This window comes from Streptomyces sp. PTL18 (assembly GCF_059510295.1).
Genome location: NZ_JCAJZO010000054.1, coordinates 1 through 13,723, shown reverse-complemented (window position 1 = coordinate 13,723; position 13,723 = coordinate 1). Strand labels below are relative to the sequence as shown.

At 66.8% G+C, this 13,723-nt stretch carries 4 protein-coding genes; 1 reads left to right on the top strand and 3 read right to left on the bottom strand.

Features of this window, described 5'->3' with window-relative positions:
- A partial coding sequence (gene pglX / locus AC5WS8_RS37905; protein ID WP_496108038.1) for a BREX-2 system adenine-specific DNA-methyltransferase PglX occupies positions 1 to 2,937 on the bottom strand: 2,937 nt, incomplete at its 3' end.
- 61 nt (positions 2,938 to 2,998) lie between these two features.
- Positions 2,999 to 7,690, bottom strand: coding sequence for a BREX system serine/threonine kinase PglW (pglW, locus tag AC5WS8_RS37900; protein WP_496108037.1), 4,692 nt, complete (start codon positions 7,688 to 7,690; stop codon positions 2,999 to 3,001).
- Positions 7,691 to 8,174: 484 nt separating this feature from the next.
- Here pglW and AC5WS8_RS37895 point away from each other — a divergent pair, with 484 nt between their 5' ends.
- The gene (locus tag AC5WS8_RS37895; RefSeq protein WP_496108036.1) at positions 8,175 to 11,450 is read left to right on the top strand and encodes a type I restriction-modification system subunit M; all 3,276 of its coding nucleotides are present in this window, start codon (positions 8,175 to 8,177) and stop codon (positions 11,448 to 11,450) included.
- A 103-nt stretch (positions 11,451 to 11,553) separates the two neighbouring features.
- Here the strand turns inward: AC5WS8_RS37895 and AC5WS8_RS37890 are convergent.
- Positions 11,554 to 13,723, bottom strand: a 2,170-nt coding sequence (locus AC5WS8_RS37890) for an RNaseH domain-containing protein (RefSeq protein WP_496108035.1), incomplete at its 5' end; no start/stop codon positions are given.

Below are 13,723 nucleotides of genomic sequence, written 5' to 3'. Positions count from 1 at the left end.
GTCGAACCAGTACGCGCGGTCCTCGACCCGGTCGAGCAGCCAGGACTTCAGCGCCTTCTGCTGCATCGCATCCCAGCCCTCGGTGGCCCAGCGTCGCTTGTACTCGGGGCGCTCCACCATCCCGATCGCACGGTTCGACTCGATGACCTCGATCCGCCTCTGCACGAGGGCCTGATAGTCGGCGGGCCAGTGCGCGGGGATCTCCGTGATCGGCGTCGAGCCGTGTCGCTTGAACCACTCGCCACTGGCCTCACCGGCCGCTACGCGTCGTGCGAGCACGATCTCAAAAGCCCGCTCGCCGAGGGCAAGTTCGGGCACGGCAGAGGCGTCGGGCAGGCGTAGATCCTCGAAGTGCAGGTCGTAGAGGGAGTACACCTGCCAGTCCAGCTCCTCCTGGAGGGCGATCATGCGGGCGCGGGTGGAGTTGTAGTGGGCCTGAGCTTCGCGGAGGGCAGCGGCGGTGGGGATGGCCTCGGTAGCGAGGGCGGCCGGGGTCGTCGCTTGCAGCTGCTGGGCGAGGGCGTCAAGCTCGGTGGCGAGGGCAGTGGGGTATTTGACGGGGAGGGGGAATTCCTGGATCTTGGTGCCGGTGAACTCGTAGAAGCGCTCCCATGCCTGCGATTTGTAGCCCTCATTTACCCCCTGGCTACCCTTGTCGTGGCTCACCATCTTGAGCCAGAATCCAGCCGTGGAGCTATTGAGCAGCCCAAGCAGTTGAACGTAGTCCTCTTCCGTTGCCTCTTCCCGCAGTTTAATGACGGGCGCGTGGCGATTAAATACCTTGCCGCCACGATCGAGTGCGAAATGGTTGTGCGTAGCAACAAAGGGGAAAGAGATTCCCATGGGGTCTGAGAAGCGCTCCGGGTGCCAGCGACTCCATTCATACCAACTGAGCCCGATTTCCTCGGGCGTTCCCCCCAGTTCCTGACGCCTCCGTAGAGGGGTACGGTTGCGCCAGAGGAGATGCTCAATGTCGCTTGTCAACTCGGCGCGCAATGATTCCCCGTACGGGAACAACGCTTCTGTTGCCGCGTTCAAGTTCCAGTCTCGGACATCCTCTCCGGTAATCAAGGGAACGGTGTGCACCTCGTTTGCACCGAAACGATGCCAGGTTCGCGATGGGGCGAAATAGGCGGCATCGTTTCCAGTGTGTACGTACCTGCCGATAGAGCGTTGAATTTCTCCAAGCCTAGAGGTTGCATAGCGACCGATCGTCCGGTTCAGTTCCAGGCCCCCGTCGGCCAGGACCCACGGCTGTTTGCCGAAATACCGCCCCCGTTCCAGGTCGTCCACTGAAACCCACTGCCCTGCACTCCCCGGCTGATCGATCTGCTCCACGATCGCACGCCATACCAGTCCCTCCTCCGCCCTTTCAGGTGCCGAAGGCTCACCCTGCACACTCCGCACCGTCCGGATCGTGGCCTGCCGCTTAGATCCCTCCTTAGGCCGGCCTACCAGGATCACCGTCGGCGTCCCGTGCCCCGGAATGTATGCCCCCGAGGTGTCGATGACCTCGGTGAGTTCGACCTTGTGCGCGAAGTAATCTTCAATGAGCTTCGTGCCGAACTCGCGCTTCATGAAGGAGTTCGCCGTGATCTGACCGACCATGCCGTAGCTGTCCCCATCGGCCCCGCCCTGCTTGGCCAGTTCGAAGAACCGCTGGGCGAAGGGGACAGACAGCGCGTACGTCCCCGCACACGCGTCGTACAGCTCCCGGTACAACTGGTTGAGCTGCCTGTCCTTGACGGTGATGTAAGGCGGGTTGCCCACGACCACGTGGTAGCGCCCCTGCTCCAGGATCCCCGGATGCTCGTGCACGTCCTCCGTCGCGTACGAAAAGTCGGCCAGGGGGTCACCGGCTGTGCTGCCGCCCTCCTCCTCAAGGGCGAGTCCCAACTGCAGCTCCAGCTGGCGGTCCTTGATGAGCGAGTCGCCGACCGCGAGCTGGATGGGCCACTCGTAGCGCCGTGCCTCCTCAAAGGTCCGCATGCCGCTCGCGGCCATCGCCGCGACCAGGAGCCGGAAACGGGCCACTGCGACCGCGAACGGGTTGAGGTCCACCCCGTGCACCGAGTTCAGGGCCGCTCGCACCCGCTCGTAAGCGCCAACCTCGGGCCGCTGTTCAGCCCACATTCGCACCAGGCGTCGGAATGCGCCGAGCACGAAGTGGCCGGACCCGCAGGTCGGGTCGATCATCCTCAGCTCTTCGAAGCCGAACTCCCGCACTGCCGGGGTCATCGTCCGCTCGAGGATGAACTCCTCTACGAACTCCGGTGTCTGCAGTAGCGCGTACGTCTTGCGGGCTGCCTCGCTCAGATCCTGGTACAGGTCGCCCAGGAACCGGGTATCCCAGCCCTCGGTGCCGTCCTCGCTCAGCGGGTCACTGAAGTCGTGCACGAGGACCGGACCGCCAGCCCCTTCCTCCCCGTTGACCTCACCGGCGCGCTGCTCCCGCCAGAATGCGAGCAGCGCGCCGGCGCCGTCGTGCGACAGCGGGATCTGGTAGAGGGGGTTGTGGTCACGATCGAAGAGCAGCCGCCCGGCCTGCCCGGCGCCCAGCTCGGCGAACGCCGTCTCCAGCCATCCGCGGTATGTCGGGTCGGCGTCCTTCTCCAGGTACTCCTCGAACCGCGCCTGGGCGGTCTCCCGCCCTGCCACGTGGGGGGAGGTGATGTAGGGCTCGGCGATCAGCCGGTTGTCCTCGCTGAACCGCACGAAGACCGTGCCGAGCACCCAGGCCACCGCGACCTGGGTGATCCGCTCGCCAAGCCAGGCGTTCCACGTTGCCGCCGTACGGCCGAGCTTCCGGGCCTGCTCATACTCACCGCGCAGTCGCGTCCCGACCTCAGGGACGGCTTTAACCTGCTGCTCCAGGTCGGTCTCTGCCGCCTTGACCTGCTTCTGCAGGTCGGCGAGGAGGCTCTGGCGGTCGATCACGAACGGCTCCAGTCGGGAATGGGAGAAGACGGAGAAGATCAGGTTAGAAGGGGAAGGCGGGTCAGGCGTCCGGCTCGAGGTGTTTGCGCGTGATCCAGGCGTCAGGCACAACGATCCACTCGTCGAACCCCGCCTGGTACGGAACACTCTGCCCGGCCAACCGCGGCGCCCGTGCCGGATCGGACTGGGCGACGAGCAGCCACAGCGGGCTGCCGCCCTGCCGAGCCTCCTCCGAGAGCCGCCCGAGCAGGTCGAGCGCGTCGTAGCGGGCCAGCACCGCAGTGTCGGTGAGCAACAGCGGACCATCGGCCTCCGCTAGCTGCTCCCGCAACCGCGGTTCGATCCGCCCCCACGCCTTATCGGTGCGTATGCGCAGTTGTTGGTGAGCTCGACTACCCGGCTCGGCGGCGTCCGCCTTGAGGACGGTCTCCCAGGTCGGACGGGCAGCCTCGCCGACCACGCCGCGCAGTTCGGCCACGAACAGTCCGGTCACCGACACCGGCCGAGCCCCGTACGGCTCACCGGCCAGCCGCCGCACCGCGTCCTCGGCCCGCCGCTGGGGCACGGTCAGGACCCGGAAGCCATCCTGCCGTGCGGAGTGCGTAAGCCGCTGCTCAGCCTTGACGGCAGCGGCGACGGCCGCGTCCGCGTCGTACTGGGTGGGGGCGGACCGGCGAGCCGCCGAGGCACCCCAGCTCGCCGAGGTCAGCCCAGCCGTGGCGTCCCCGGAGGGGCGATCCGGGATGAGCCGGAGCACCTTGTCGTAGCGGGTGGCCAGTTTCAGGTCGAAGCCGGCCTGCTTCAGGGCGCGGACCAGGGCGCTGCCCGTGGGCAGCTCGCGCGGCGCCAGCGGATCGGTGCCCAGGTCGGGGAAGCGGGTGGCGACCCGCTTGTGCAGCGCGTCCACCGTCAGGCCCGGCTGCCGCTCCTCCTCGACGCCCGGCTGCACGGCGACCACGCCGGCCTGGGTGATCCGCAGCGCACGCACCAGGTCCAGGTCGCGCGGGTAGATCTCCAACCGCGGGGTGAGCGCGGCCCGGGTGGAGGCGGCGACCGCGATCTCGGCCGTGCGCCGCTCGTCCCAGCCCAGGCTGCCCGGTGGCCGTCGCACCGCGTCCAGCTCGGTGAGGACCGTGCTCGCCGTCGGCAGGGACTCAAGCGCCGCGAGCCGGTCGGCCCGTACGCCCAGGTTCAACGCGTACTCCTGCAGGGCGGGCAGTGCCGGGGTGTCCGGACCGTCCACGTCCTCCCGGACATCCAGGGCGAGCAGGCCGAGTACCGGATCGGCGCCCTTGGGCATGCGGGCGTGGAAGTAGCGGAAGAGTGGCGGGGACTCGTTGTCGTAACTCTCTCGTTCGACCACCGCACGCAGCAGCGACAGGGCGAGTGCACGCCGGTTGCGCCGCTCCACGTGCTGGGTGCCGCGCCGGGCGATAAGCGCATCGGCGAGTTCGATCACCGGGGCCACCCGGCCGCGCTCAGCCAGGAGTTCCACCACCTGCTCACGCAGCAGCCCGAGGGCTGCGTCCTTGTACCAGCGCTCGCGCGCCTTCTTCACGATCTGCGGGATCCGGCCCGCGGTCAGGCCGACCGCATCGGCGACGTCCCGCTGCCGGACCCAGGCCAGGCCCCCGGGCAGAGTGCCTGTCTCATCGGGCAGCCGCAGCAGCAGCCGGATTGCTTCGCGCTCCTTGGCGTTGGAGCGGGCACTACCGCTGGACGGCTTCGGCACCAGGCGGGCGGCGAGCGCGTCCAGGCTCAGGCCGCCCAGCACCTGCGGGTCGGTGACGTCCCCGGCGGCTGCGTCGACGGACTCCGCGACCGCCCGCTCCAGGTCGGAGAGCTCCTGGCCCGCCGCCTTGCGGGCCTCCGCGCTGAGCGGCGCGGGAGCCGCCTTGCCCAGGCGCGCGTTCCATTCTTTCTGCCGGCGCTGGATCTCCTCCCGGGTGCGCGAGCCCATGCCCGGCGCGGTGAGGAACTTCTTCGCCGAGTAGTCCAAGACGTCACCGACGGTGTTCAGCCCCATCGCGAACAGCTGCGATTGCGCTGCGACCGTCAGACCCGCCACCGACAGCGGCGTGTTCCGGTCGGCGCGTTCGGCCTGCTGGTCGCGGACCTGCTCGGCGGAGACGTCGTCATCCTCCCGCCCGATCCGCGGCTGCGTAGCCGACTCGGAAACCGCGTCGGTGCCGCCCTTCGCTCCGCGCCCCGACTTCTCACCGTGACCGGTGCTCGGCGCCGTCGTCTGCTGTGCGTCCAGGAAGATCCGCTGCCAGGCACGTTCCATCGGCTTGAGATCCGGGAAGCGGTCCTTCACATCCCGGGCCAGCGCCTTACGGAAGAACCCCACCAGGCCGTCCCGGACGGCCGGCTCGAAGGCGTCTGCCGCAAGCTGCGGGTACGGCCACTCCTTCGCATCCGTCTGCCGGGCCGTGACCGAGCCGTCGCCCCAGCGGGGCAGTTCGTTCGAGGCCATCTCGTGCAGCGTCACGGCCAGCGCGTACCGCTCGGCGTGCCCGTCGTACGAGCCGCGCGTGATGATGCCCACGAACGGGTCGAGATAGCCTTCGGTGCCCGCCTCGATCTCCTTCGCCGGGTACCCGGCGAGCGAGAAGTCGATCAGCACCAGCTGCCGGGTGCCGTTGGGGCGGACCCGGATGGCGATGTTGTCCGGCTTCAGATCCCGGTGCCAGATCCCCTCCGCCTCCAGGTGCTCCACAGCACCGAAGAGGTACTTCCCGTATGCCTCCAGCTGGTCCATGCCCAGGCGGCCGTTGTCCCGCAGCTGGCGGGCCACGGTGTCCTCCCGGCGGCGCGGCCCCTTACTCGCACTGCCGTCCTGGTCCTTCAGCTCCCGGCTGTCGCCCACGTACTCCAGAACCAGGACCCGGCGCCCGGCCAGTGTCAGCGGCTGCGGTTCGTACAGCGAGATGATGCTGGAGTCCCGGTGGATCCGGCCCAGGACCTCCGCCTCACGATCCAGGACAGCATGCTTGGCCTCGCTCAGCGCGACCTTCAGCACTGCCACCGGCAGGCCGCCGCTGCGCCGAGGCTCGCCCTCCAGATCCCGCACCAGGAAGGCCCGCGCGGTCGAGCCTGTACCGAGGCGGCGCACGACCTCCCAGCGTCCGGCCAGTACGTCCCCGGCCACGGCCTCCAGCGGGTCCTTCTCCGGCTCGGATCTTTCCTCGCCCACGCCTGCGGCTGAACCGCCGTCCCCGCCCGCGACTGCAGCCGCATCCCCGCCGCCCGGGACCTCCTCGACGAATGCCTGCTCGACGTACTCCAGCATCTCCAGGAAGTCGTCGACCGTGGACAGACGCCGACCCGGTTCGTACGCGGTGGAAGCCTCCACCAGATCGTCGATGTCCGGATTGAGACCGTCGACGAGCGCGCTGGGACGCAGACTCTCGCCGGCCTCCAGACGTGCCATGACCTCGCTCTGGCTCGCGCCAGGCGCTTGCCCGGTCACCAGCAGATACGTGAGCACGCCGAGCCCGTACACATCGAGGCGCACTGGATCGGCCTTCGGAATCCTCAGCTCCGGAGCCAGATAGGGATCAGCCTGCTCGGCGACATGGAACCCCGTCACGTTAGTCGGAGCCAGGGTCAGCGGCCGGCCGCGGCTGGAGCTTTGCCCAGTGGCGATCTGCCAATCCGCGATCTGCGTCCACGGACGCAGCCAGCGCTGCTCCTCGCCGAGCTCCCGCCCGCGTGGACCGCGGTCGCGCGGAATCACATGCACCGCGTGCGCCGACAGCGTGCGGTGGTGGACCCGACGGGAGTGCGCGGAGCGCACCGTCTCGGCAAGCTGCCGCACCAGCGCGAGGCGCCCCTGCAGATCGAGACCCTCACCGTGCTGGACCAGGTAATCGTCTAGGCGCAGCGTCTCCGGGTGGTAGTCGAAGAGGATCGCGGGCCCGGCGGGATGCCCCGACGGCAGATAATTCTTCAGCTGTACCGCACCGGGATGACGAAAACGGCTGAGTACCGATGCCTCGCGGGCGGCGGCACGCTCCACCGAGCGCCGCTCGTCGTCGGAGGCACCACGTTCACTGAGGAAGACCCGCACCCGTGCCAGATCGTGCAGCTGGGAATGGCGTCCCAGATAGTCGGCCCAGGACGGCCCGGAGTCGAACGCCTTCGCCTCCAGGAGGTAGGAGCCCACCTCGTACTGGCGGCGGATCGGTGCGATACGGAGCTTTTTCAGGGCTGCATCGACAAAGCGGGATGCCTCGGCTGTGATCTGGTAGCGGGCGTCTCCCGGCGGCACGGCCAGCATCTCCACCAGCTGCTTGACCGTGAACACGCCGTTCATGTCGGCAGCCGGAAGGTTCACCTGAAGCTTGTCGTCCGTGAAGCAGACAGCCTCACCCACCCAGATCTTCGTTCGGTGCGCGGGCCGACCGGAGACGCCGTTGATCAGGCCCGACAGCTCCTTGGCCTTCCGGTTCGCCAGGTGCAGCGGGTTGCCGTGCCGACGGCTGGTCCCGCTGGGCGTGGTCTGCACCCAGTCGTTGCCGCCGCCGTGGACCGAGCCGTGCCAGTCCTTCAACTCGACCAGGAAGACCCCGGCCGGCGCTACCACCAGAAGATCGACCTCACGGACGTGCCCGCTGTTCGCGGTGAACATGAAGTTCGACCAGGCCCGCCACGGCTCCTCATCTGGCAGACGCCGGCGGATCGCCTCAAGACCACGGCGCTCGTGCTCATACTCGGACTCGGTGACCGTCGTCCACCGGTCTTCCAGCATGCGGCTCCCCGTCCGTGTCTGTAAGCCTGCCGTAGTTCCTGCCGCTGCGTTCAGGAAGCACAGCTCAACCCTCGGACCGAATCCTAAAGGGTGTCACTGACATCAAGAGCGGCCTGAGCGTGCTACGACAGAGGCCCTGCAGCCCAGACCTGGCGGCGATGGAACGGGGCAGAGTGCACCGTGAGCGGATTCGGCCAGGCGGACCATAGCGATTCAAGTCGCAGCAGCGCCGAGTCGATGCGTGTACGGATGAAGCGGTGGGTGTCGGGTGGGCGTGCCCGGTGATGTCATACCTTTACGTCGCAGCCATTGCTGACGCGACCATGTCAGGTCGGGTCTATGTGCTGCCGGCTGCTGCTGAGGAAGCGGCGTGGCTGATTGGCGGGAACGGGCCGTCACGGTGATGCCCCCTGCGTAAGATCCAATGACTGTGTGAAGATCGGACCTGAGTGCAGGAGGGGCCGGGTGGTCGGAGGGGGATGCCATGAGCGATTCAGGGACGCAGCTTTCCAGGCATATCTGGTCACTCACGGATCTTCTTCGTGGGGACTTCAAGACATCTGAGTATGGCAGCGTTGTATTGCCGTTCACCGTGCTGCGGCGCTTGGATTGCCTACTCGAACCCACTCGCCAGGAGGTGCTGAACACCTCGGCTAAATTGGCGGATAAGGGTGCACATTCGGACTCATTCCGGGATGTTGCGCTGCGCCGCGCCTCTGGCCATCCCTTCTTCAACACCAGTCGCTACGCCCTGGATGCTGTCGTCGCCGACCCGAGCAATTTGGTGGCGTTGCTGCGTGAGTACGTGCGCGGTTACTCCGAGAACGTCAGGGACGTGTTCCAGCGCTTCGAGTTCGACCGCACCGTCGAACGGCTGCACCACGCTGGGCTGCTGTATGCCGTCGTCAGCCGATTCCTCTCCATGGACCTGGGGGCACCCCTCTCTGCCGGCGACATGGGGTTTGTGTTCGAGGACCTCGTACGGCGCTCTGTCGACCAGGCAGGAGGGACTGGCGCCGACGAGCATGTCACCCCACGTGACGTCGGCCGGCTGATGTCTGCACTGCTGCTGCAGCCCGATCAGCATGAGCTCACGCTTTCCGGCGTGCTCCGCACGGTCCACGACCCGGCCTGCGGGACGGGCGGACTGCTCGAGGAGGTGGCCGAGCGCATCGAGACCGCCAACCCCTTGGCGCATGTGTCCCTGTACGGCCAGGAGATCAACGCCGAGACCTGGGCTGTCGCTGGCTCCAACATGCTGATGAGCGGACGTGATCCGGGACAGGTCCTGTTCGGGAACGTCCTGCGGGAGGACCTCTTCAAGGACCAGAGCTTCGACTACCTGTTGGCGCACCCGCCGTTCGGCCTCAGCTGGAAGCACGCTGAGCAACAGGTCCGCGCCGAGCATGAGCTGGGCAATGCAGGACGGTTCGGTGCGGGACTGCCGCGTGTCAGCGACGGATCGCTGCTCTTCCTTCAGCACATGCTGGCGAAGATGAAGCCGGTGGACGCTTCCGGTGATGGTGGCAGTCGTGTCGTGGTCCTCTTCAGTGGCTCTCCCATGCAGGGGGGAGCCACTGGCCTGGGTGAGTCCGACGTCCGGCGATGGATTGTCGAGAATGACTGGCTCGAGGGCATCGTCGCCTTGCCTGACCAACTCTTCTACAACACCGGCGTCAGTACGTACCTATGGGTCCTGAGTAATCGCAAGAAGTCGGCGCATAGGGGCAGGGTGGCCCTGGTCAAGGCGCAGGACCACTGGCAGAAGACGCGGCAGTCATCTGGCAGTAAGCGGAAGTACCTCGGCCCCGATCAACTCAACAAGATCGTCCGGCTCTACGAAGATGCGCTGTCGGCTCCGGTCGGCGGGTCTCCCCGCGACCAGGTGAGTGTCGTGCGGAACGAGGACCTGCTCTACCGGCAGATTGTCATCGAGCGCCCGCTGCGCTTGCGCTTCGAACTCACCACCGACGGCTTGCAACAGCTCTCCTCCCTGCGGCCGATCCAACGAGGGGACCACCCCGAGAAGCTGGTTGGCGCGCTGCGTGGGCTCGTCGGAACGTCCTGGACCACCAGCTCAGACGCCTTCTCGGCACTGCGGCACGCGGTCGCGACCGTCGGCCAGACCTGGCCGCGAGGTGCCGCCTTCGAAAGGAGCGTCCGAAACGCGATCGGGGTGCGCGATGTCCAAGGAGAAGTGCAGCAGCGCCGGGGTGTGACGGAACCTGATCCGGAGTTGCGTGACCTGGTCGTCGTGCCGTTGCGGGACGATCCTGAGGAATACTTCCGCAAAGAGGTGCTGCCCCACGCTCCAGATGCCTGGCTCGACCACGCGAAGACCCGGCTCGGGTGCGCCATCCGGTCTTCGCTCTTCTATGTCGCGGAGCTTGACGGGGAGTTCGGGCCGCTGCGTGCCTTCGCACAGCTGGAGACAGAGCGTGTCAAGCTGCGCCGTCCGCGACGCGGTGAGGCAGAGCCCATCCCGCCCAAGCACCTCACGGCGTCCTACCTGCATAGTGTCGACTCGGCCTTGGAACTGCCAGATGCGGAACTAGATGACTCCGAACTAACACCATGCACGGGCGGCGACTTGGTCGGGCGCTCGGGTAACTGGCGCCTTCTGCCTGCAGGGTTCGGTGACGCAGTCACTCGGCTGTTCGTGCTGCACCCCACCTCGGGGAGCGGCCGTGGACTGTGCGAATGGCTCAACTCCCGCAAGAGCAACGCGGCTTACCCGCAAGCCCGAGAGCTGCTCGACATGCCGGTACCAGTGGAGTTGGTCGCAGCCCCGGAGGTCGAGGATCTACTGGCAGAGGTGCAGGAGGGCCGTCATGCGCTGCGAATGGCGACGGACGGCATCTTGCCGAACGTCTTCGCCGGCCCCGAGACGCGCGTTGCGGAGATCCGTCAGTCCATCCGGTTCATCGCCCGCGAGGCGCGCCTCGCGGGACAATTGGTGCGCCCTTTCGATGACCCCGTGTGGCGTGCGGAGGCGAGCTATCCATTTCACGTAGCCGCTCTCGCGCGGCGTTACCGCGTAAGCACCCACCCGGCCGAGAAGAAGGACGGACTGCTCAAGCTTGGTGAAGGAACGGCACGCACTCTGGGCGTCCTTGCCTTGCATGAACTCATTGCGCACCACGGGAGCTTCACCAGCTCTCTACGCAAAACTTTTGGTCAAGGGGCGACCTTTGGCACCTGGACCACGCTCATTGCGAGATTCATGGATGAGGTCCCAACGCCTCAGTTGCCGGAACTCGTCGCGCTCCGCGAACACAGCGTCACGCTATCGCTGCTGAAGGACATCAAGGATCTCCGTAATAATTCCCACCATGCTCACGGGGTACGCAGGAGTCACGAACTCGACGAGGACGTCGAAAAGCTCGAACCGTATGTGGTCTCGGCGCTCAACTCAGTCAACTGGCTGTCGAGCACTGACTGGTTTTGGGTGGAGCGCTGTGAATACCTCGATGATTCCTCCTTCCAGGCTGTGGGCTTGAGGCTACGAGGGAGCCACCCGAGCTGGGAGCCGTTTAGCCGGCCGATCGACCACCCCCTGCGGCCGGACAGGATATATGTCGACGGCACCCCGCCAGGCGTCCCGATCGATCTATGGCCATTGGCCGTGGTCAGTCTGTGCCCTGACTGCCGCACGCGGGAACTGTTCCTGCTCAATAAGATTTCAAATGGCTCGGCAGTTCTGCGCAGCCTGGAGGAGCACGAGTTGACAATCCCGTACACCACCCAGGCCCAGAACTGAGCTGGTGAATGCGTCTAGTTTGAGGCGTGTTCACTGATCTAGACGTGCTGATTGTGTGCTTGCTGCTGGCAGGGGAATCTCGTCCGCACGTGAAACTCGCTGTTCACGGGTGGTCGCCGGACGCAATGCTTTCTGGAGGCTGCAGCTCCGTCTCCTCGCAGCTGCGTCGCCAGTAGGGGTGGTCTTTGTCGATCTGCCTTGCCAGACGAAGAGGTGTGGGCTCGGTCTGTCGACCATCCCAACTGACGCCTTGGTTGGTGAAGACGACCCCGACTTTGCCGATGAGATCTGCATCAGCTGTCTCTGCCGCGTCGATGACGGTGAGGCGTACTGCGGTGTGGGCGTATCCGTTCTTTCCTTGGCGTGCCTTCGCCTGGGGGTCTAGCCGGGTGTATTCACCTCCGAAACGGCCGCTGGGCCCAGCGGCATATGTGCGTGGGACGTTGATGAGGAGGAAGTCGGGCAGGTAAGTGGCACCGTCGTCCGAGGCAAGCTGGAACGGACTGTTGGTGGTGCTGGTGCGACGCCATTGACCGTCCTTGCCGTAGACGTAGGCGCCGGTGGGGCGGCCGATGCGTTCCAGGTCTGTGATCGCGCGCACTACTGCCATGGGGCGCTGCGCCCGCGGAAGGCCGTGCCCGGGCAGCCACGAGGCTGGTCGTGGGAGGTCGCTGGGGGGCTGCTGACCGATGTTCTCGTCGCGAAGGCCGGCCCAGATGTACTCGGAGGTGTCGCCGTTGACGTAGATCACCATGGGGCCAGGCAGGGGCAGTTGGGTTCGGGTTGCCAGCAGAGCGGCCTCGGTGATCTGTGCCGCGGCGGATGCTTGGTGGCTCTCGGCGCCGACGGTTTCGAAGTCGGCGACGTCGACTCCGAGTTCAGTGGCGTGCACGGCGAGGCGGGTTTGGAGGTAGGGGGCCCATTGGGAGGTGACGGGTGAGTAGGCCCACATGGTCCATGGTTCGCTGGTGCCGCCGATGGGGCGGATGGCGGTGAGCGTGATGGTGATGGGGGCGGGCTTGGTGTTGCGCTGGCCGTACCGGCGTGTCTGGTTGTGGCGTCGTACGTGGATACCGATGTGCCACCAAGGGTGCAGCGGCAGCGAGCCGAAGGCGGCGCCGAGGCGGTGGTCGGCGAGGCCGAGGCCGCGGAGCATGTCGCGCAGCGAGTTCTCGGTTGAATTGGCGAGGCCCGACTCCCGTGCTGCGGTGGCCTTCTCGATGTACTTGGGGGAGCAGGGCTCGCCGTTCTTCTTGTGCGTGGGGACGGGGGCAGGGGCCTGCTTGATGTACTGCGATGTGATGCCCATGCGGGCCAGCGCGGCTTTCGAAGGCCACTTGCCGTCTTCGGCCTCAGCCTGTTTCTTCTCCTCCGGAGTGGCGAACTTGCGGTCGGGGTCCCATTGGGTCTCGCACAGGGCCGCGATAGTCAGCCCTGGCGTGCGATGCGGAGCCAGGAGGGCCTCGAGCTGCTGCTGGCGGTGTGCTGAGGATGCAGGGCCGTGCGTGAGCGCGCCGGCCTTGTCCTCCAGAAACAGCAGGTGCACCCGGCCCGGGATCACATCGGTCACGACGGTGTGTTCCGGCGCGACGAAGTCAACCCCGAGGTTCCACTGCCGGGCGATCTCGCGTTGGAGGCGGGCGCGAACCTCATCCGTGTGCCACAGCACCGCGACCAGGACCGTGTCGAGCTGGGCAGCGTCCATGGCGGCGGGCAGGTCTTGGGGAAGGATCGGGCCGCTGATACGGATGCCGGTCTTGCCCGGGGGAACGGGGAGGTCCGGCACCTCCACATACAGTGGGCTGCGGGATCGGTAGCGCTCGCAGTGTTCGTCGATGTGCTCCTCGATCCGGCGGAACATCTCCATCCCGTGGCCGCGCCCGAGGCCGGGCGTGACGACGCTCTTGGGGGCGACGGCCCGCACCGCGCCCAGCTCGGCATCGGGCGCGATGGCCTGTTCGTCCAGCGTCTCGGGGAAGGGCGGGACACGTCGGCTCAGCCGGGATAGGCCGGCAAGCCGTCGGCTGGCGGCGACAGCGGGCACGTTCAAGCGGCGCTTCCACGCAGGGCCGTCGGTGTGAGCGGCAACCGCGAGCGGCTGCTCGGGGTTGGAGAGCAGGACCGTAGCGACGCCGTACCACCGGTTGGCCAGCAGCGTGGCGACTGCATTGATGGTGACTGCGTGGCGTGAAGAGTGTCCTGTGGCTGCCGTGCCGATCTTGATGCGGGGCAGGAGGCGGCGGATTCTTCCCTGGGAATCGGGGGCACTGGGC

Coding starts and splice junctions, on each gene's coding strand:
- pglW (WP_496108037.1), bottom strand. CDS start 7,690: ATGCTGGAAGACCGGTGGACGACGGTCACCGAGTCCGAGTATGAGCAC.
- AC5WS8_RS37895 (WP_496108036.1), top strand. CDS start 8,175: ATGAGCGATTCAGGGACGCAGCTTTCCAGGCATATCTGGTCACTCACG.